The sequence below is a fragment of the Devosia sp. 2618 genome, assembly GCF_040546815.1.
Classification (GTDB): domain Bacteria; phylum Pseudomonadota; class Alphaproteobacteria; order Rhizobiales; family Devosiaceae; genus Devosia.
In genome coordinates, this window is the sequence record NZ_JBEPOO010000001.1 from 1,067,861 (window position 1) to 1,087,001 (window position 19,141).

23 protein-coding genes and 1 tRNA gene are annotated in these 19,141 nt (G+C 61.0%); 13 read left to right on the top strand and 11 right to left on the bottom strand.

All coding sequences use genetic code 11. The features are described 5' to 3' along the window. Window positions 1-50: 50 nt before the first annotated feature. The 3 genes from ABIE28_RS05295 (at window position 51) to ABIE28_RS05305 (ending at window position 3,121) form a co-directional block, all read left to right on the top strand. Complete coding sequence (locus ABIE28_RS05295) at window positions 51-893, top strand: alpha/beta hydrolase family protein (protein WP_354060811.1); 843 nt, start codon at window positions 51-53, stop codon at window positions 891-893. 140 nt (window positions 894-1,033) lie between these two features. Further along, entirely contained in the window at window positions 1,034-1,768 is a 735-nt protein-coding gene (locus tag ABIE28_RS05300; RefSeq protein WP_354060813.1) for a cytochrome c biogenesis CcdA family protein, read from the top strand. A 117-nt stretch (window positions 1,769-1,885) separates the two neighbouring features. Next, window positions 1,886-3,121 (top strand): GNAT family N-acetyltransferase, encoded by a 1,236-nt coding sequence (locus ABIE28_RS05305; protein WP_354060815.1) that lies wholly within the window; start codon window positions 1,886-1,888, stop codon window positions 3,119-3,121. Here the strand turns inward: ABIE28_RS05305 and radC are convergent. Further along, window positions 3,113-3,844, bottom strand: coding sequence for a RadC family protein (gene radC / locus ABIE28_RS05310; protein ID WP_354060817.1), 732 nt, complete (start codon window positions 3,842-3,844; stop codon window positions 3,113-3,115). The two genes, ABIE28_RS05305 and radC, sit on opposite strands and share 9 nt — an antisense overlap. Continuing rightward, a complete protein-coding gene (gene map / locus ABIE28_RS05315) occupies window positions 3,844-4,677 on the bottom strand; it encodes a type I methionyl aminopeptidase (protein WP_502913362.1) in 834 nt (277 codons plus the stop codon). The genes radC and map overlap by 1 nt, the downstream gene beginning before the upstream one ends. Window positions 4,678-4,803: 126 nt before the next feature. Here map and ABIE28_RS05320 point away from each other — a divergent pair, with 126 nt between their 5' ends. Both ABIE28_RS05320 and gpt read left to right on the top strand, forming a co-directional pair. Next, the gene (locus ABIE28_RS05320) at window positions 4,804-5,577 is read left to right on the top strand and encodes a competence/damage-inducible protein A (protein WP_354060819.1); all 774 of its coding nucleotides are present in this window, start codon (window positions 4,804-4,806) and stop codon (window positions 5,575-5,577) included. 108 nt (window positions 5,578-5,685) lie between these two features. Beyond that, window positions 5,686-6,183, top strand: a complete 498-nt coding sequence (gene gpt / locus ABIE28_RS05325) for a xanthine phosphoribosyltransferase (RefSeq protein WP_354060821.1) — start codon at window positions 5,686-5,688, stop codon at window positions 6,181-6,183. A 68-nt stretch (window positions 6,184-6,251) separates the two neighbouring features. Here the strand turns inward: gpt and ABIE28_RS05330 are convergent, their stop codons facing one another. From ABIE28_RS05330 to ABIE28_RS05340, 3 genes are all read right to left on the bottom strand, one after another. Continuing rightward, a complete protein-coding gene (locus tag ABIE28_RS05330; protein ID WP_354060823.1) occupies window positions 6,252-7,133 on the bottom strand; it encodes a bifunctional helix-turn-helix transcriptional regulator/GNAT family N-acetyltransferase in 882 nt (293 codons plus the stop codon). Between the two features lie 107 nt (window positions 7,134-7,240). Then, entirely contained in the window at window positions 7,241-8,677 is a 1,437-nt protein-coding gene (locus ABIE28_RS05335; protein WP_354060825.1) for an MFS transporter, read from the bottom strand. Between the two features lie 287 nt (window positions 8,678-8,964). Then, window positions 8,965-9,048: transfer RNA gene (locus tag ABIE28_RS05340), tRNA-Leu, on the bottom strand. A gap of 75 nt (window positions 9,049-9,123) precedes the next feature. Between ABIE28_RS05340 and ABIE28_RS05345 the strand changes: the two genes are divergently transcribed. Together ABIE28_RS05345 and ABIE28_RS05350 are read left to right on the top strand one after the other, a co-directional pair. Beyond that, window positions 9,124-9,504, top strand: a complete 381-nt coding sequence (locus tag ABIE28_RS05345; protein WP_354060827.1) for a RidA family protein — start codon at window positions 9,124-9,126, stop codon at window positions 9,502-9,504. Then, entirely contained in the window at window positions 9,504-9,785 is a 282-nt protein-coding gene (locus tag ABIE28_RS05350) for an ASCH domain-containing protein (RefSeq protein WP_354060829.1), read from the top strand. Before ABIE28_RS05345 ends, ABIE28_RS05350 begins: the two co-directional genes overlap by 1 nt. Before the next feature lie 88 nt (window positions 9,786-9,873). Here ABIE28_RS05350 and ABIE28_RS05355 read toward each other — a convergent pair whose 3' ends face one another. Continuing rightward, window positions 9,874-10,545, bottom strand: a complete 672-nt coding sequence (locus ABIE28_RS05355; protein WP_354066405.1) for an RluA family pseudouridine synthase — start codon at window positions 10,543-10,545, stop codon at window positions 9,874-9,876. Between the two features lie 136 nt (window positions 10,546-10,681). Between ABIE28_RS05355 and ABIE28_RS05360 the strand changes: the two genes are divergently transcribed. Further along, complete coding sequence (locus ABIE28_RS05360) at window positions 10,682-10,864, top strand: CsbD family protein (RefSeq protein WP_354060831.1); 183 nt, start codon at window positions 10,682-10,684, stop codon at window positions 10,862-10,864. A gap of 51 nt (window positions 10,865-10,915) precedes the next feature. Here the strand turns inward: ABIE28_RS05360 and ABIE28_RS05365 are convergent, their stop codons facing one another. After that, on the bottom strand, window positions 10,916-11,443 hold the full coding sequence (locus ABIE28_RS05365) for a dihydrofolate reductase family protein (protein ID WP_354060833.1): 528 nt from the start codon (window positions 11,441-11,443) through the stop codon (window positions 10,916-10,918). A gap of 124 nt (window positions 11,444-11,567) precedes the next feature. Here ABIE28_RS05365 and ABIE28_RS05370 point away from each other — a divergent pair, with 124 nt between their 5' ends. The 4 genes from ABIE28_RS05370 to ABIE28_RS05385 all read left to right on the top strand — a co-directional run bounded on the left by ABIE28_RS05370 (window position 11,568) and on the right by ABIE28_RS05385 (window position 14,169). After that, window positions 11,568-12,104, top strand: a complete 537-nt coding sequence (locus ABIE28_RS05370; protein ID WP_354060835.1) for a methylated-DNA--[protein]-cysteine S-methyltransferase — start codon at window positions 11,568-11,570, stop codon at window positions 12,102-12,104. Between the two features lie 2 nt (window positions 12,105-12,106). Then, on the top strand, window positions 12,107-12,589 hold the full coding sequence (locus ABIE28_RS05375) for a CYTH domain-containing protein (protein WP_354060837.1): 483 nt from the start codon (window positions 12,107-12,109) through the stop codon (window positions 12,587-12,589). A 66-nt stretch (window positions 12,590-12,655) separates the two neighbouring features. Further along, window positions 12,656-13,591, top strand: a complete 936-nt coding sequence (locus tag ABIE28_RS05380) for a DMT family transporter (RefSeq protein ID WP_354060839.1) — start codon at window positions 12,656-12,658, stop codon at window positions 13,589-13,591. 2 nt (window positions 13,592-13,593) lie between these two features. Continuing rightward, the gene (locus ABIE28_RS05385) at window positions 13,594-14,169 is read left to right on the top strand and encodes a hypothetical protein (RefSeq protein ID WP_354060841.1); all 576 of its coding nucleotides are present in this window, start codon (window positions 13,594-13,596) and stop codon (window positions 14,167-14,169) included. On the opposite strand, the gene ABIE28_RS05390 is transcribed toward ABIE28_RS05385, so the two are convergent. Then, window positions 14,153-14,716 carry a gluconokinase gene (locus ABIE28_RS05390; RefSeq protein ID WP_354060843.1) on the bottom strand — a complete coding sequence of 188 codons (564 nt, stop codon included), beginning with the start codon at window positions 14,714-14,716 and terminating at the stop codon, window positions 14,153-14,155. The genes ABIE28_RS05385 and ABIE28_RS05390 overlap by 17 nt on opposite strands. Continuing rightward, entirely contained in the window at window positions 14,685-15,455 is a 771-nt protein-coding gene (locus ABIE28_RS05395) for an SDR family oxidoreductase (protein WP_354060845.1), read from the bottom strand. Before ABIE28_RS05395 ends, ABIE28_RS05390 begins: the two co-directional genes overlap by 32 nt. A 197-nt stretch (window positions 15,456-15,652) precedes the next feature. Between ABIE28_RS05395 and gnd the strand changes: the two genes are divergently transcribed. Continuing rightward, entirely contained in the window at window positions 15,653-17,071 is a 1,419-nt protein-coding gene (gene gnd / locus ABIE28_RS05400; protein WP_354060847.1) for an NADP-dependent phosphogluconate dehydrogenase, read from the top strand. 197 nt (window positions 17,072-17,268) lie between these two features. Here gnd and ABIE28_RS05405 read toward each other — a convergent pair whose 3' ends face one another. Both ABIE28_RS05405 and ABIE28_RS05410 read right to left on the bottom strand, forming a co-directional pair. Next, entirely contained in the window at window positions 17,269-17,751 is a 483-nt protein-coding gene (locus ABIE28_RS05405; RefSeq protein WP_354066406.1) for a GNAT family N-acetyltransferase, read from the bottom strand. Then, the gene (locus ABIE28_RS05410; RefSeq protein ID WP_354060849.1) at window positions 17,729-19,060 is read right to left on the bottom strand and encodes a TCR/Tet family MFS transporter; all 1,332 of its coding nucleotides are present in this window, start codon (window positions 19,058-19,060) and stop codon (window positions 17,729-17,731) included. The genes ABIE28_RS05405 and ABIE28_RS05410 overlap by 23 nt, the downstream gene beginning before the upstream one ends. Window positions 19,061-19,141: the final 81 nt, after the last annotated feature.

Genomic DNA, 19,141 nt, shown 5'->3' on the forward strand with positions numbered 1-19,141 from the left:
CTGGGATATGGTTTGCATATCCACAGGTTGACGTTTGGGAGATGATCTCGATGAAAATGCTCTGGGCCCTCTCGCTGGCTCTGCTAACTTTGCCGACAATTGCGCAGGCTGCGGATCAGGATGTGGTGATCAAGGGCACGCAGCGCCCGATTCCCGCGACGATCACTTTGCCGGAGGGCGGGGGGCCGTTTCCGTTCGTTGTGATGTTCCACGGCACTGGTTCCAATCGGCATGAGGCGGGCGGCGGTTATGATCTGTTGGCGCCAAAGCTGGCCGAGGCTGGCATTGCCAGCGCCCGGTTCGACTTTGCGGGCAATGGCGACAGCACGGTGGACTATCTCGAATACACCCTGACCAGCGGCATGCAGGATGGCCTTGATGTCATTGCCTATATGCGCGGGCTTGATCAGGTCGATGATGCGCGTGTCGGTGTGCTCGGATGGAGCCAGGGCGGCACCGTTGCCCTGCTGACCGCTAGCCGAAACCCGGACATCAAAAGCGTTGTGACCTGGGCCGGGGCGGTTGATCTCAGCGGCGTCGCTGGCGATGCGGAATATGCGGAAGCGCAGAAGAACGGCTTTGTGACCCTTGAGTTTGACTGGCGGCCGCCCCTCAAGCTCTCGCTCGATTGGTTCAATGAGGTGCGGCAGATCAACATTGTCGCTGAACTCGCCAACTACACCGGCGCGATCCTCACCATTGCCGGCTCCAAAGATGACGTCGTGCCACCTATCGTGACCGACACGATTCTGGCGGCTGCAACTGCATCGACCAACAAGAAGAAAGAGATCATCGAGGGCGCCGACCACACCTTCAATATCTTCTCAGGCGATCTCAGCGCCTATGAGAGCTTGTCAAAGCTGACCGTCGACTGGTTTGCCAGCACGCTCTAGGGGAGCGCTGCCTCGGTTCAGCTCTTTGAGCTGAGCCGAGACCTCTGGGAAAGTTATCACAAAACGGCGATGCGACACCCCGCGCATTGCTTTGCCGACACGACGCGCTAGAACAGCCTCGCAAAAGGAGCGTCGGCCTCTTGGAATTTTCTCTGCCATTGGTGTTCGGTGCGGGTGTACTGAGCTTTTTGTCCCCCTGCGTGTTGCCGCTGGTGCCGCCCTATCTCACCTATATGAGTGGCGCGAGCTTCGATCAGTTGCGCGATGATGGCACCAGCGCGGGCGCCTTGCAGCGCCGCGTGGCCTTCACTTCGCTGTTCTTCATTCTCGGCTTTTCGGTGGTTTTCGTCACGCTCGGCGCGACGGCGACGGCTTTCGGCCAGGCCTTCCGGCAGGCGCTGCCTATCCTGACGCCGGTTGCCGGCGTGATGATAATTGCGATGGGGCTCCACTTTATCGGCGTCTATCGCATCGCGCTGCTCGACCGGCAGATCAGGCATCAAGGGCCGGGCGTGGCCAGCGGGCCATTGGGTGGATTTCTGCTCGGCCTGTCCTTCGCCATTGGTTGGACGCCGTGCATAGGCCCGGTTCTGGCTGCCGTGCTTTCGGTTTCCGCCAGCCGGGACACTGCTTGGGAAGGCGCTGCATTGCTTGGGCTTTATTCGCTCGGGCTCGGCGTGCCGTTCTTCCTGGCGGGTATCGCTATCGGGCCATTCCTCGCGTTTTTCCAGGGCTTCAAGAAGCATCTGCACACGGTGGAACGCGTCATGGGCGTGTTCCTCGTCATCACCGGTGTGCTGTTCCTGACCGGCGATTTTACCCGGCTGTCCTACTGGTTCCTTGAGACATTTCCTGTGCTGGCCAACTTCGGCTGAGGCTTAAGTCGCGTTTAACCGTGCACAAAATATGTGCGGCACCACCGGATTGAAGCGGCAAAGTTCAGCTCTGGTTTACCGCAAGCGCGCAATGTGAGGCCCGATAAGAGCGGGTCCATGCTGACAATCAATACTGCCCTCGACGAGAGCAACACACCTGACGCCACGGTCGCGTCGGTGTTGTCGCGCGCCGATATCAGCGTGATGGTGAGTAGCCGCATTGAGGATGTGGAGACGGTGTGGCGTGAGCTGACCGCGAAATCTGTCGAGTCACCCGGCCAGAATTACGATTTCATTCGACTCTGGGCGGCAAACCGACAGATCCCACAAACGCATCAGCGTTACGTTGTGGCACGGATCGGCGACGACCCGATTGCCCTGTTGCCACTCCATCGCAAGCGCCTCGACGGACTGCGCGTGTTCACCTGGTTCCCGGGAGCCAATGCGGGCTGCTATGCCCCGGTCGCTGATCATGACCGGTTGGCGGCGCTGGGTCCGGAAGGCCGCAAGACGCTTTGGGCGGCGATGACGCATGAGCTTAATGACGCCGATGTCGTGTATCTGCGCTCGATCCCCGTCGATGTGGGCGGGCATGCGGGTCTGTTCGATGAGCTGGGCGCGACGCTCGAGGTCGAAACACTTTATCGCTCCGAGTATACGAGCTGGGCAGAATGCGACCAGCTGCAGCGCAGCAAGTCTCGCCGCAAGCATGACCGCCAGCAGGGTGACCGTCTTGCCGCGATGGGCGAGGTGGGTTTCGAAGAATTGCGCAACGGGCCCGATGCTTATTGCGCCATCGAGATCATGTTCAAGCAGCGCTCGGCGCGGTTCCGCGCGATGGGCATTCGCGACACCTTCGTCAAAGACAAGCTGATCAGCTTCTATCAGGACGCGGCGAAGTCCGAATCCGGCATCGATGTGCGGCTCCACGTATTGCGCCTCAACGGCGATATCGTCGCCGTGCGCTATAATATCGTCCACAATGACCGCATGTTCTGCCTGATCTCGTCGATGAGCGACGATCCTGCCATTCAGAACGGTTCGCCTGGCAAGCAGTGTCTGCTTCGCGTGATGCAGTTGGTGTTCGATCAGGGCATCACGGTGTTCGACATGGGTGCCGGCTTTACCGATGAAAAACGTCACTGGTGCAATGTGCAGACGCCACTGCGCCAGCACTATATCGGGCTGACGCCACAGGGCGCGTTGATTGTGCGGGCGCATCAGGCCTTCCAGAAGACCCGTGCGGCGATCAAGGCCAATCCGCAGCTCAAGGCCAGCATGCGGGCGGTGCGTCAGGTGTTTGATCGCGTGACCGGTTCTCGCACGACGACAGAGACTGACAAGTCAGAGTAGCTTGAGGCCGCGTAGCGAGGCGTGGCCGGATTTCCCAACAATAATATGATCGTGCACCGTTATGCCGAGCGGCTTGGCGATGTCCGATATTTCCTTGGTCATGCGCACGTCGGCTGACGACGGGGCAGGGTCACCCGATGGGTGATTGTGGACCAGGATCAACGCCGTGGCCGATAGCTCCAGTGTGCGCTTGATGACTTCGCGCGGATAAACGGGGGTGTGGTCGACGGTGCCCGTTTGCTGCACCTCGTCCGCGATCAGGCGGTTTTTCTTGTCGAGGAACAGGATGCGGAACTGTTCGATCGACTCATATGCCATCTGGCTGCGGCAATAGTCGATCAACTGGCTCCATGAGGAGAGGATCGGCTTTTCGTTGTCGATGCGGTCGCGGCCAAAGCGGGCGGCGACGGCCTGAATTACCTTGATATGCGCCACCGACGTTGCGCCGAGCCCTTCGACTTTTTCCAGCCGGGCCTGGCTGGCATTGAACACGCCGGAGAAAGAACCGAACTCGCGCAGCAGGGTCTTGGCAAGCGCCTTGGTGTCTTTGCGCGGAATGGCGAGCTGGAGGGCCAACTCGAGCAGTTCGTAATCTTCCAGCGCATCGCCGCCGACCTTGAGGAAACGCTCGCGGACGCGCTGGCGGTGGCCTGCATGATCATCGGCCTCCGAACGGGGAGGCTGATAGGGGGCTTCTCCGAGTTCGTCCGGCCTCTCGCTCATTAAGCGGCTTTCGCGGCCATGGGATTGAACAGCCCGCCCGGCGACAGGGTGAATACCTCGTTGCCGGTTTCGGTGATGCCGATGGAGTGCTCGCACTGGGCGGACAGGGTCCGGTCGCGGGTCACCGCGGTCCAGCCGTCGGACAGTATTTTGACGTGCGGGCGGCCCAGATTAATCATCGGTTCAATGGTGAAGATCATGCCGGGCTTAAGCGGCACGCCGGTGCCGGGTGTGCCGAAATGCATGATGTTTGGCTCATCGTGGAAAAGCTTGCCGAGGCCGTGGCCGACAAAGTCCCGCACCACGCTCATGCGCTCTGCTTCGGCAAGCGCCTGAATGGCCGCACCGATGTCGCCGGTGGTGTTACCGGGCTTGGCGGCTGCAATGCCGGCCTCAAGGCTCGCATAGGTGATTTCGATCAGCCGCTCAGCCTTGCGGGAAATCTCGCCGACCGGATACATGCGGCTCGAATCGCCGTGCCAACCGTCCACCACCAGCGTCAGGTCGATATTGACGATGTCGCCGTCGCGTAGTGGGCGCTCATCGGGAATGCCGTGGCAGACGACGTGGTTGATCGAGGTGCAAAGCGAGTGGCGGTAGCCCTTATAAAAGATGGTGGCAGGCACCGCGCCGTTATCGCGCGCAAACTCGTAGGCCACCTTGTCAATGGTCGAGGTGGGAACGCCGGCTTCGACATATTCGGTGATGATGTCGAGCGCCTGCGCCGTTAGCGCCCCGGCCTTGCGCATGCCTTCGAAGCCTTCGCTGCCATGGAGCGGAATAACGCCCGGGGTGCGGCGGGCTTTGTCAGTGGCTTCGACGAAGGTAATCATAAAGGACTCCGGGACATTGCAGTCAAAATAGTCGTTTGCCCGGATGATTGGAAGGGCGACGCGTTTGCTTGACGCGGTAATCGCACAGGGGCATTGCTGAAGGACATCCAGCCACGGAAAACCGCAATGTCGACCCCAGACACAGTCACTGCCGCCCTCATCGTGATCGGGGACGAAATCCTTTCGGGACGCACCAAGGACGTCAATATCGGCGCCACCGCCGAGTTTTGCACCGAGCTGGGGATCGACCTCAAGGAAGTGCGGGTGGTGAGCGACGAGACCGACGACATCGTCGATGCGGTCAATGCGCTGCGAGCCCGCTACACCTATGTGTTCACCACCGGCGGCATCGGGCCAACGCATGACGACATCACCGCCGATGCGGTGGCCAAGGCTTTTGGAGTGGCTTTGCCGATAAATGCGCAGGCGCGGGCCATGCTTGAGTCGCGCTGGAAGGAAACGGGCACAGTCGTCAACGAAGCGCGCCTGCGGATGGCGCGGATCCCTGAGGGCGCCGACCTGATCGTCAATTCGGTCAGTGCCGCGCCGGGTTTCCGCATCGGCAATGTGCATGTCATGGCCGGGGTGCCGATCATCATGCGCGCCATGCTCGAAGCGATCTTGCCGACGCTCAAGGGCGGCAAGAAAGTGATGTCGGTTACCGTCAAGGCGGCGGTGGGCGAGGGGACTGTGGGCGGGCCGCTGGGCGTGTTGCAGGAACAATACCCGGATGTGAAGATGGGCAGCTATCCGCAGATGGGCAACAAACGGGTGATGACCGAGCTTGTGCTGCGCTCGTCCGATCCGGTTCGGCTGGAAGAAGCCGCCGACAAAGTGCGTGCCATGGTTGCCGAAGCGCACCGTGTCGCCGGGGTCGAGCCGCCTGACGAGCCTTACTGATCAATCGGACAGAATTTTCGTTGGGAGATTGGCGCGGCGGCCTTGGTTTGCTAAGGACGACCTCCATTTATTTCCGGCGCGGTGCGACGTCGGTCCAGGAGAGATGATTTGAGCAATCCGAACCAGAAGTCGTTTCCCGTAACCTGGGACCAGTTTCACCGCGATAGCCGCGCTCTCGCATGGCGCCTTGCAGGCATGGGCACGTTCGACGCCGTGGTCGCAATCGCTCGTGGCGGGCTGGTTCCGGCCGCCATCGTGGCGCGCGAGCTTAACATCCGCACCGTCGAGACTGTTGCCATCAAGAGCTACGACCATCAGAACCAGAGCGGCATCAAGGTTCTCAAGGAAATCAGCCAGCAGGTGCTCGATATCGCCAAGAATGGCGGCAAGGTGCTGATCGTGGACGATCTGGTCGACACCGGTTCGACCGCCCGCGTGGTGCGCGAAATGCTGCCCGGCGCGCACTTTGCCACCGTCTACGCCAAGCCAAAGGGCCGCGAACTGGTCGACACCTTCATCACCGAAGTCAGCCAGGACACCTGGATTTTCTTCCCATGGGATCTCGATGTGGCCTATGTCGCGCCAATCTCGGGCGGCACGGACTGAGATCGTAAGGGTCAGTCTAAGGATTTTGCGGCGAGGCACTTCGGTGTCTCGCCGTTTTGTTATGCGCGTCAGGCCGACAACCGCTTCTCGAAAAAGTAGTCGGGATAGGGATCGTCGTTGAAGCGGTTGATTTCAGTCCAGCCCGTCTTGCGGTAGAGCGCCAGTGCCTCCGGGAGCGCCTTGTTGGTGTCTAACCGGAGGACGTTGATGCCCAGATCGGCGGCGATGCGTTCGAGTTCGGCCATCAGGCGGTGGGACATGCCGAGGCCACGGGCGGCCGGGGCGATCCAGAGGCGTTTGACTTCGGCATAGCCCTTGTCGGTGCCCTTGAGCCCAACACAGCCCAGCGGCTGCCCGTCGGACAGGGCTATGATGAAGCTACCGCGAGGACGAAGCATATCGGCGGCGTCGGGATCGGCGGAGCGTGTCACGTCGAAGCCTTGCTTAAAGCGGGCGGCGAGTTCGGCGTAGTAAGCTTGCAGGCACGATATGGCGCGCTCGTCGCGCGGATCGACTTCCTCAAATGTGATGCGATCCTTGCCCATGGCCGAGGCGATCAGGTCCATTGCCGCCAGAAGTTGCTCGGGTTTGGGGTGCTTGCTTAGCAATGCTGACGCCTGATCGTTCGAGAGCGTTTCATAGGCCGCGTATTCGGCTTCGCCAGTTGCGGTCAGCTTGACGCTGCGGCGGCGGCTATCGTCGGCACCGGCTTCGATTTCGATCAGGTTCTCGCTCTCAAGGCCGCGCAACATGCGGCTCATCAGGCCGGAATCGAGCTGGAGATAGGCGCGTAGCTCGCTGACTTCGGTCCGGCCGCCGCCGATGGCGTTGAGCAGGCGGGCAGGGCCAAGCGGACGGCCACGGCCCAGAAAGGACTCGTCCAGCACACCGATTTCGCTGGTGACGGCGCGTTGGAAGCGGCGAATTCTGGAAATGTCGTCGGTCGTCATGATGAGTCTCGCAACATGTCTGACTTAAGTCAGATATGTTGCGAGGAAAATCAAGCCCTATGTCGGAGGGAGATGCAGGCCGGAGCGAACCGGCCTGCATGATAGCGTTAGTGGACGCCCACAGGCGCGTGGTCGGAGCCGGATTGCTTGGCAATGTTGCGCGGTAGGACGACGAACGCGAGGATGGCCGTGCCGAGCATCATCAGGCATGAGATCCAGAACACCGCAGCGTGGCTGGCGACGAGATCGCTGGCGGTGTTGCCGCCAGCGGCGGCGATGGAGGCGAGCGAGGTGAAGATGGCAAGGCCAACCGAGCCGCCAACCTGGCTTGCAGCGTTGAGCACGGCACCAGCTACGCCAGCATCTTCGGCCGATACGCCGCGCATAGCGACGTTCTGCAGAGGCATGAAGACCAGCCCCATGCCGATGCCAGAGATGATCAGCGCCGGAAGGACCTGTGCTGCATAGCTGCCATCTGCCGTGATTTGCGACAGGTGCAGCAAGGCCAGCCCGGTGAGAACCAGGCCGCCGACGAGGAAGGGCTTGGGACCAAACCGATCAAGGAACCGCACGCCCACACCAGCGACGATCAAGGTCGCCAGCGTCTGTGGCATGGTCGCTAGACCGGCGAGGAATGGTGGCATGCCGAGAACCAGCTGCAGGTGGAACGCCAGATACAGCATGGTGCCGATCATCATCGCACCGGCAATGGCCTGAACGAAAATTGCAGTGCCACGCACGCGGTCAGTGACCACACGCAGCGGCAGAAGTGGAAAGGCAACGCGGCCTTCGACGACAATGAATGCCACGATCAGCGCGATACCGACCGCGAGGAACGCCAATGTCTCAGGCGCGGTCCAGCCATGTTCGGCCAGTGTCAGGCCGTAAACCAGTGCGGCAAGACCGGCGACGATCAGGGCAACGCCCGGGAAATCGATGGGCTTGGCTGTCATCGGGGACGACTTGGGCAGGGTGAAGTAGCCCATGATAACGATCGCAGCGACGATTGGAACGTTGATCAGCAGCGTCCAGCGCCAGCTGACGAACTCGGTGAGAACACCACCGAGCAGCAAGCCGATGGCCGCGCCGATACCGGCGCAGGTGCCAAACACCGCGAAGGCGATATTGCGGCCGGGGCCGGAGGAGAAGGACGTGGTGAGAATAGCCAGCGCAGCGGGCGCCATAAGGGCGGCGAATATGCCCTGCAGACCACGGGCCGCGATCAGCTCACCACCATTGCGGACAAGACCACCAAAGGCGGAGCTGGCGGCAAAGCCGACAAGGCCGATCATCAGGGCACGCTTCATGCCCAGACGCCCGACAAGCAGGCCGCCGAGCAGCAGCAGGCTGCCAAAGGTCAGGGCATAGATGGTGATGGCCCAGGAGCGGGTGGCGTTGCTGAGCCCAAGGTCAAGCTGGGCCTGCGGCAAAGCGATGGCCACGATGGTGCCGTCGAGCACCACGATTAGCTGCACGAGGGCGACCGTGACGAGGATCAGCCATTCCTTCGCGCCGGGCATGGTTTGGGTGGATGTATTCTGCAAAAATCGAACTCCGCACAGGCAGGCGAAGATCGTTGGAAAAAACGATCCCGCGCCTCGCCACTGACCAAAAGGGTCACATGAAATGGCGCCATGGGATCGCTAAACAGCGACAAAGCTCGTCGGAACGAGTGCTGGACTAACCAACCAGCAATTACTCTTTTTCGGCAATTATTGCGTCGGGCCGGCTGTCACCGCGCTCCAACGTTGGTGTCCTCTAGCGCGCCGCGCCGGTCTGGGGAACTGATTTCTGAGGCGGTGCGGCAAATAGCTTGGGAGCTCGGAGCCGGTGGTGCGGGCGGCGGGGCTCGAACCCGCACGGCTATCGCCGAGGGATTTTAAGTCCCTTGTGTCTACCATTTCACCACGCCCGCTTGGCCCGGTCGCCTGTGTTTGTCACAAGGTGATCGACAAGACAATTGCAGTAACCGATTCTGGCTGGAGGCCACATGATTGAACGGATCGAAACCGGGATTGCGCCATCGTCGGCGCCCATCAATGATGCGGTGCGGGCCGGAAAACATGTGTGGCTGGTGGCCATCGCCGAAGATCCGGTGACCGGCGACATCGTCGACGGCGGTATCGAGGCGCAGGCGCGGCGCTGCATTCAGAACATCGAAATCGCCGTCAAGGCAGCCGGTGGAACGCTGGCAAACCTCGTGATGGTGCAGGTTTTTCTGGTCGATAGCGCCGATGCTGCGGGTATGAATGCGGTTTATCGTGAGTTCTTCACCCAGCAACCGTTCCCGGTTCGGGCGACGGTGGTGGTCAAGGAATTGCTGGCCAAGGGCGTGCGGATCGAAATCACAGCACAGGCGGTGTTGAACTAATGTTGCTCAAGCTTGCACTGCTCGAAGATATAAAGGCCGGCAAGGTCGATCTGGTATTCCGGCGCTGGAGCCGCCCCAGCGTCAAGGCTGGTGGCACGCTCAAGACCAAGGTGGGACTGCTGTCGATTGGCGCCATCACTGATATGGAGCCGTCGGACGTGACCGAGGCCGACGCCAAACGTGCGGGCTTCAAGGACGTTGCTGATTTCCACAAGTGGCTCGATACGATGAAGCCGGGGCATTTGTTCCAGCGCATCGAGGTTGGGTATATCGGGGAGTAGCCTCATCCCGAGCTTGTCGAAGGACGAGGCGTGGCACTGCCTCGTGGTTCGACAGACTCACCATGAGGTCTAGCGGTGTTGCGGGGGCTTAGAACGGGTTCGGCGCTACGAAGGTCATGAACTCGTCGCGGGTGGGGTGGGTGAAGCCCAGTTCGGCGGCGTGCAGTTGCAGGCGGTCGGCGGCGGCCAGTGTCTCGGCATCGCCATAAAACACATCACCTAGAATCACATGGCCGATGGCCTTCATGTGAACACGTAACTGATGCGTACGCCCGGTAAGCGGGTGTAGCCGCACGCGGGTGGCGTTGGCTTCGCGTTCAAGCACGGTCCATTCGGTCTGCGAAGGGCGGCCGTTTTCATAGTCGACGCGCTGGCGTGGCTTGTTTTCCCAATCGGTGGCGAGGGGCAGGTCGATCAGGCCTGTGTCCTGCTCGATGATGCCGGCGACGCGGGCAATGTAGGACTTGGTGGTTTTGCGGTGCTCGAACTGGCTGCCGATGCGGCCATGCGCGCGCTTGTTGAGCGCCAGCACCAGAACGCCGGAGGTGTCCTTATCGAGCCGATGGCACATGCCGGCGGTCGGCCAGGTCTGGCGCGCGCGATATTCAATGCAGTCCCAAAGCGATGGGTCCTTGCCCGGCACGCTGAGCAGGCCGCTTTGCTTGTCGACCACGAGGATATCGTCGTCGACGTGCAGCACGTTCAGATAGGGATCAAGCGCAGGATGATAGTCGAGCAGTGTGGGCATGGGTCCGGACATGGGCGCGGTGTAGCAGAGCGCGCGCCGCCGACCAACCGCCTCGTGCGTATCGAACTTCATCAATAAGATTGCAGTTTCGCGGAACCGTCCTCCGGATTGCACGTTCTTATGACGACAAAACACTCAGGAGGTTGTCATGAACAAGGATCAAGTCGACGGCGTTGGCAAGCAAGTCAAAGGCGCTGTGAAGGATGCTGTTGGTGGCCTGACCGGCAACAACAAGATGCAGGCAGAAGGCAAGGTCGACAAGGCTACTGGCAAGGTTCAGCAGAAGGTCGGCGATGCCAAGGAATCTGTTCGTGACGCGCTAAAGAGATAATCTTGCAAGTGACACGCAAGAGCCGCCCCAAGGGGCGGCTTTTTTGTTAGCTCAGGTGAAGCTGTAGTGCAGGCGGGCGCATTCGGGGCCGAGCTTTTTGGCCGACAGCAATTTTGGCGTGGCGCGCAGACCGGTCGGCGGGAAGAGCGGAATACCGCCGCCGATGATTTCGGACATCACATAGACCTCGATTTCATCGAGTGCGCCGTGTTCCATGAAGGTCATCTGCAGGCGGCCACCGCCGAGCATCCAGACATTGCCATCGTCGAGCGCACGCAATTCGGTGATGAGGGCGTCGATATCGGACCGCGTTTCGAGCGGGCCCTTGGGATTTTCGATGGGGCGGGAGGTGACGACGATGACGCGCTTGCCGGCATATTCCCAATCGCCGGGGAATTTGGCGACCCAATCATAGGTGGAGCGGCCCATGACGACGGTTTCGATAGTGCCGATGAAGTTGTGGTAGTCGTGTTCGCCGAGGTCTAGACCGGGTTGATTGGTCAGCCAGTCGAGATTTTCATCGGCGGTGGCGATGAAACCATCGAGACTGGATGCGATGTAGCCGACGATCTTGGCCATGAATGTGCTCCTTTACCAGCAATTGATTGTGCCTAGTGAGGCAGGACGCTGACAGGATTTGTCAGCAGTGAACACAAAGCTTTGAGCTCTGGCGTGAACAGCCCGACAACCCTATGGTCAGCGCATGAATACTACGACCTTCGATACGGCTCTGGGCGTGTTCGGCATCGGTTGGACTGAGGCTGGATTGGCACGCCTGCAATTGCCCGGGCTGGACAGTGCGGCGCTGGCGCAGCGGATCAATCGTGACGGTGCGCAGCCGGGCGAGCCGACGCGAGCCATCGAGGCGCTGATCAATCTGATCGAAGACTATGCCGAGGGCGAGGACGTCGATTTTTCGGCGGTGCCGCTGGACCTTAACGGCGTGACAGAATTCAACCAGCGAGCCTATGGGTTGCTGCTGACCATCGGTCGGGGCGAGACGACAACCTATGGCGCGATGGCGCGTCAGCTGGGTGACGTGAACCTGTCTCGCGCCGTTGGGGCGGCAATGGGCGCCAATCCCATTCCTCTGGTTATTCCATGCCACCGGGTGCTGGCCAGCGATGGCAAGACGGGCGGATTTTCGGCACCGGGCGGCGCATTGTCCAAAGTGAAAATGCTGGCGCTGGAGGGTGTCATCGTGGGCACGCCGGCCGGCCAAATGACATTTGGATTTTAGTTATGGCCGTCGAGATCGAGCGCAAGTTTTTGGTGGTGTCGGACGATTGGCGACCGCTTGTTGAGTCCAGCGCACAGCTGCGGCAGGGCTATCTGTCGTCGAACGCCAAGGCCACGGTGCGGGTGCGCAGCATGGACGACACGACTGCGGTGCTGACCCTCAAGGGGCGGGTGTCGGGGCTGTCGCGTACCGAGTTCGAATATCCGATCCCCATTGAGGATGCGCGGCAGATGCTGGCCATGGCGGTGCCGCATGTGATCGAAAAACGGCGTTATATCGTGCCATTCGGCGGCTTGATCTGGGAGATTGACGTCTTTGAGGGGCGGCATGTCGGGCTGGTTATTGCCGAGGTTGAACTAACCCACGAAGGGCAGGCGGTGGAAATGCCGAGTTGGATCGGTACGGAAGTCAGCCGCGACAACCGCTATGCCAATGCGAGCCTGTCGCGGAATGGGCTGCCGGTGACGGACGTGTCAGACGCGTAGTCGCCACATGTAGACTGCACCAATTCATTGCGGTGACAAGGCGAAACGGCCCGGCTAGAAGCGGGCATGACCTCTGCCCATATTTCGACGCGTGGCGTCAATCCAGCGGCTGCGCTTTGGCTCGCGACGTTTGCGCTGTTCACTATGACGGCGATGAACGCGATTATCCATGAGGCGGCCAAGGTGGCGCCGGTGGGGCAGTTGGTGTTCTGGCGCAGCTTTGTAGCGTTGGGCCCGATCCTGATTTACCTGCTGGTTCGCCGGGAGTTGGGCATGTCGCTGCGGACGAAATATCCGCACAAGCACCTTATTCGCGGGGTGCTCGGCGCGGGCGTGATGATGTTCAACTTTATCGCGCTGGCTTATCTGTCGGTGGGTCTTGCGACGGCCATCAGTTACCTCACGCCCATCCTGTCGATCTGTGCGGCAATGGTATTCCTGCGCGAGCGGCCGGGGGCAGCGGTGATCACCGGCGTGGTGATCGGGCTGGTCGGTATTGTGCTGATGCTGTTTCCGGCGCTGGTGGGCACTGAAGTGCGGCAGGGTACGCTGATTGGTGTCGCCGCGGGGCTTGCGATGGCGGCGACCAATGCGCTGTCCCGGGTGCAGGTGAAGGACCTGACGCGCACCGATCCACCGGCCAGTATTGCGCTGTCTTTTGCTGTGGTCAGCAGCCTCGTTGGTTTGGCGACTTTGGCGTTTGGCTGGGCAGAGCTGGATAGCCAGACTTTGATGCTTTTGATCGGCGCGGGGCTATTGGGCGGCATGGGGCATATCCTGATGACCGAGGCCGTCGCGCGGGCGCCGGTGTCGCTGCTGGCGGGCTATGAATATACTGGCATCATCTGGGCATTTCTGTTCGACGTGGCGCTCTTGGGCGTGGTGCTGGACGTCTGGTCAGTGGCCGGCGCGCTGGTTGTCGTTGCGGCTGCGGCACTTGTGGCTTATGGGCAAGGCCGGTTTTCGCGCCAGTCGGCGTCGCCAGTCCGAACGGAGAGATGACCATGTTGATCAATGCAGAAGATTTCGAGGCGATTGCCTCCGGGCGGTTCGACACCGCGTTTCGCCGCTGGGTGCGTCCGACGGTCAAGGCTGGTGGGACATTGACGACGGCGGCGGGCGTATTGGCGATTGACGCTGTGGACGTCGTTGGCCTCAATGCCGTGACCCCTGAAGACCTCAAGCGCGCTGGTTTTGAAACGCGCAGCGATCTCGACGCGATGCTGGGCAGTCGTGAAGGCACGCTCTATCGCATCCGTCTGCGCTATCTGGGCGAAGACCCACGGGCGGCGCTGCGCGAAAGCGCTGAGATTTCCGATGCTGATGCCGATGCCATCGCGGAGACGCTGAGCCGGATGGATGGCTCGACCCCTTGGGTGCGCCGGACGCTGGAGCTGATCGCCAACGAGCCGGGTCAGTCGGCGCATGAACTCGCCAAGGCGCTGGATGTGCCGCAGGTCAAGTTCAAGGGCAATGTGCGGCGGCTCAAGGCGCTCGGGCTGACCGAGAGCCTGTCGGTGGGATATCGCCTGTCCGCGCGCGGGCAAGCGTGGCTCGCACGGCCTATTGCCAGCGCTTGAAGCTCTTGAGGTGGTCGAGGCCTTTGACCACTGACATGGTCAGCTTTTCGACGCCGTCGGTGACGGGCAGGAGCTGCACATTCTCGGTCTCCGGATCGGGCACTTCGAGCGTGGCAAACTGGCTGTCGAGCAGGCTTTGCGGCATGTATTCGTGCTGCCGCTTGGCCATGCGGTCGGCAATGGTCTGACGGTCGCCGTGCAGGTAGACGAAAAGGATCGGCTCACCGGCCTTTTCGACAAGGTAGTCGCGATAGGCGCGCTTGAGCGCCGAACAGGCGCCGACGGAGGCGCCTTTGCGGTCGGCGGCTTCATGCAAAGCTTGAGACAGACGTTCCAGCCATGGCCAGCGGTCATCGTCGGTCAGCGGCGTACCAGTGCGCATCTTTTCGACATTGGTCTCGGGGTGGTAGTCGTCGCCATCGAGAAACGGGACGTGTAGCCGCCGCGCCACGGACTGGCCGATGGTCGATTTTCCCGATGAGCTGACGCCCATGACGATGATGATCCGCGCGGCTTCAAACCGTCGCGGTGAAGGCGCCGTCGACATAGAGAATGTGTCCATTTACAAAGCGTGATGCCTCGGAGGCGAGGAAGACGGCTGCGCCGCCAAGTTCTTCTGGCTGGCCCCAACGGCCCATGGGCGTGCGGCTTTCGATCCAGGAATTGAACTTGTCGTCCTTGAGCAGGGCGTCGTTGAGTTCGGTGGCGAAGTAGCCTGGTGCGATGCCGTTGACGTTGAGGCCATGCTTGGCCCAGTCCACGGCCATGCCGCGTGTGATATTGGCGACGGCTGCCTTGGTGGCGGCATAGGGCGCTACCGATGGGCGCGACAGTTCGGACAGCAGCGAGCAGATATTGATGATCTTGCCTGTGCCGCGCGCGATCATATAGCGCGCTACGGGCTGACTGACATTGAACACCGAGGTGAGGTTCGTCGCGATGACCTGGTCGAATTTTTCGGGAGGAAAGGCTTCCAGGCTCGAGCGAAACTGCATACCGGCATTGTTGAGCAGAATGTCGATGGGGCCGATTTCGTCTTCGATATAGCTGATCGCATCATTGATGCTCTCGCGGCTGGTCACGTCGAAGGCGACGGCGTTGACCGTCGCGCCGGTGGCGGCAAGATCATGGGCCGCGGCGCCCAAAGCGACGTTGTCGCGGGCGTTCAGGACCACCGATGCACCGGCGTCGGCAAGGGCTTTGGCCATGGCATAACCCAAGCCACGGCTTGAGCCAGTGACGAGGGCGCGCTTGCCTGACAGATCAAATGGATTGGGTGAAGCCAACGGCAGTCTCCAGTTTGCGCGACCCTAAGCAAGCGGGCGAGCGGAAACAAGTCGCCCTACCATACAAGTCGGTGATTTTGGCCCAAATTTCCTTAAATACGACTTCCGTATCAAACGGGTTTGTGGTCAGTTCCCCCGCAACGAGCCATGCGCTGCGAGCATGGATGTGACCTGATAGTTCTGGAAGGACGTTTTGTATGTCGACAGCGGATATCGGCCTGATCGGCCTAGCGGTGATGGGCTCCAACCTCGCGCTCAATATCGCCGAAAAGGGCTATACAGTCGCTGTTCATAACCGTACGGCGTCGCGCATCGACGACTTCGTCGTGACGGCCAAGGAGCAGGGCCTCGACGGCAAGGTCATTCCCAAAGCCGATCTCACCGAATTCATCCAGGCAATCAAGGCGCCGCGTTCGATCATTATCATGGTCAAGGCTGGCAAGCCGGTCGACGACATGATCGAGCAGCTGCTGCCGCATCTGGACCAGGGCGATGCCATCATCGAGTGCGGCAATTCGCTGTTCACCGACACGCAGCGCCGCTTCGACTACCTCAAGCCAAAGGGCATCGGCTATCTCGGCGTCGGTGTTTCGGGCGGTGAAGAGGGCGCGCGCCACGGCCCATCCATCATGGTCGGTGGCTCCAAGGAACAGTGGCACAATGCCGAGCCTGTCCTGACGGCCATTGCTGCCAAGTTCAATGGCGAAAGCTGCTGCGCCTATTTGGGCGAGGGCGGCGCTGGCCACTTCGTCAAGACCATCCACAACGGCATCGAATATGGCGACATGCAGATGATCGCCGAAGTCTATGGCGTGATGCGCGACGGTCTGGGCATGAACCCAACGGCATGCGCCGAAGTGTTCAAGGAATGGAACAAGGGTCCCCTCAATTCCTACCTGATCGAAATCACCGGCCACGTGCTGGCCGCCACTGACGATCAGACTGGCAAGCCCCTGGTTGAGCTGATCCTCGACAAGGCTGGCCAGAAGGGAACAGGCGTCTGGTCGGCGATTGCCGCGCAACAGATGGGCGTCCCCGCGACAGCCATCGAGGGTGCCGTGGCCGCGCGTTCGATCTCGTCGCGCAAGGACGAGCGCGTTGCGGCTGAAGCCATCTATGGCAAGCCAAACCGCGCCAAAACCGACGTGACGCTGGCCGACCTCGAAAAGGCGCTGCTGGCTGGCAAGATCGTCAGCTATGCGCAGGGCTTTGCCGTGATCGCCAAGGCTTCGGAAGAAAATGGCTGGGCACTGCCGCTGGCCACCATCGCCAAGATCTGGCGCGCGGGCTGTATCATCCGTTCGCGCTTCCTCGACCAGATGAGCTCGGCCTATGAGAAGGGTGGCAACACCAACCTGCTGGTTGTGCCGGACTTCGTGGCGATCATGAAGGACGCGCATCCGAGCCTGCGCAAGGTCGTGGCCGCATCGGCAGTCGGTGAGTTCCCGATGATCTGTCTGTCGGCAGCACTGAGCTATTTCGACAGCTACCGTCAGGCACAGGGCACTGCCAACCTTATCCAAGGCCAGCGCGATTTCTTCGGTGCGCATGGGTTCGAGATTGTTGGGCGTGGGACCGACCTGCATGGAACCTGGCCGAGCACGCTGGGCAAGTAAGGCTTGGTCGGTTCGAGGTTTTGGGGCTCCGCGTTTTGCGGGGCCCTTTTTGTTTGGGGAGCACCGTGTCACGCCCTCGTGGTTCGAGGCTCGTGAAGAACTCGCACCTCACCATGAGGGCTACTCTTGGTGCGGTGTTTTAGGAGCCCTCATGGTGTGGTGGGAGCAACGCGACCCTCGAACCACGAGGGCGGTTTTCAGAGCGCGCGGAACATTACGTAGCTGTCTACGTAGCCCTGCGTAGGGTGTTTGAACGCTTGGGGCAGGGTGCCGACGATGGCGAAGCCCAGCTTTTGCCAGAGGGCGACGGCGCGGGCATTTGTCGAGACGACGTGGTTGAACTGCATGGCGCGGAAGCCGCGTTCCTTGGCGCGAACCAGGGAGTGTTCGCACATGGTGCGCGCGATGCCTTTGCCCTGCGCAGCGGCTGAGGTCATGTAACCGCAATTGGCGACATGGGCGCCGCCGCCCTGCTGATTGGCCATCAGGTAGTAGGTGCCCAGTACTACTCCGTCCAGTTCTGCGACAAACACCTCGTGGGTCGGGCCGAACCAATAATTGGCTACGCCTTCAGCATCGAGGTCGGTTGCGACGGCATAGGTTTCGCCGGCCGCCAGGACTGGCGAAACGATGGCTAGAACGGCGGCGTGGTCTGCCTCAACGGCGGGGCGGATTATCAGTGTCATCTTCAATCGGGGCTATGCGTACCTGACCCGGTGGTGGGGTTCCTGGCACATGGGGATGATTGGCAACGCTAGGGCGGTGACTGAGCTCGAAGCGCCAGGCGGCAATACCAAAAATGATCAAAGCGGCCAGAACGCTGACGCTCGCGGCGATGAATGGCGCGCCGGGAAAGTATGCCGGGGTGCCTGGAGCGGCGCTGTAATAAGAGAAAATCTGGGTCGCAAACAGCGGACCGATAATGGTCGCGAGCGAGCTGGCGGCGTTGACCGCGCCCTGCAATTCGCCCTGACCGTTATCGGGCACCTGACGCGACAGCACGCTGTTGATTGCAGGCGGGGCGAGGCCGCTGACGGTGCCGACCATGATAAAGAGGTAGAGGTAAAACACGTCGCTGGCAAAGGCCACGCCGGCAAAGGCGGTGATTGCGGCGAGCAGGCCGATCATGGCGACAGCGGGTTCACCCATGCCACGGGCGAGTGGCGCTGCCAGCAGCGCCTGGCTGATGGCAAAGCCGATGCCGAAGGCGCCGAGCGTGCGACCGATAGTGGAGGAGGTGAACTGGAAGACTTCCACCGTGAAATAGCTGAACACGGTTGGCAGCGACTGGGCGGCCATCTGGAAGAAGAACAGCACAGCCAGCAGCCACAAGACCGATGGATATTTGCGCAGGGCAGCGACGGCGCCGAAGGGATTGGCACGACGGATGTCGAACTTGCGCCGCGAGTGCTTGGGCAGGCTTTCGGGCAAGACGAAAAGGCCGAACAGGAAGTTGGCAAACGCCAGGCCGGCTGCGGCATAAAATGGAACGCGGGGGCCGAGTTCCCCCAGTTCGCCACCGATGACGGGGCCGATGATAAAGCCCAGACCGAAGGCCGCGCCGATCAGGCCGAAGCGATGCGTGCGCTTATGGGGCGGGGTGATGTCGGCCATATACGCGGTCGCTGTCGCCAGTGCGGCGCCAGCAATACCGGCGATGATGCGGCCGATAAACAGATACCAGACCACCGGGGCAATCGACATCATCAGGTAGTCAAAGGTCAGGCCGAGCAGCGAACACAGCAGGACCGGACGACGACCGAAGCGGTCGGAAAGGTTGCCCAGAACGGGGGAAAACACGAACTGCATGAAGGCATAAGCAAAGACCAGATAGCCACCGATGACGGCCGCATTGGCGACGCTGCCGCCGGTCAGGTCTTCCAAAAGCTCGGGCAGAACCGGCACGATGATGCCAACACCGATCATATCCAGCAGGATCGTCACCAGAATACAGGTGAGGGTCAGGCGTGAGCGAGTCGCTGCTTGCATGCTTGAGTGCTAACTTTCTTGAATTCGCCGCGCGCTCGGTGTTGTCGCGCAGTTGACACAGGCCAGACTGTCAACGCAAGA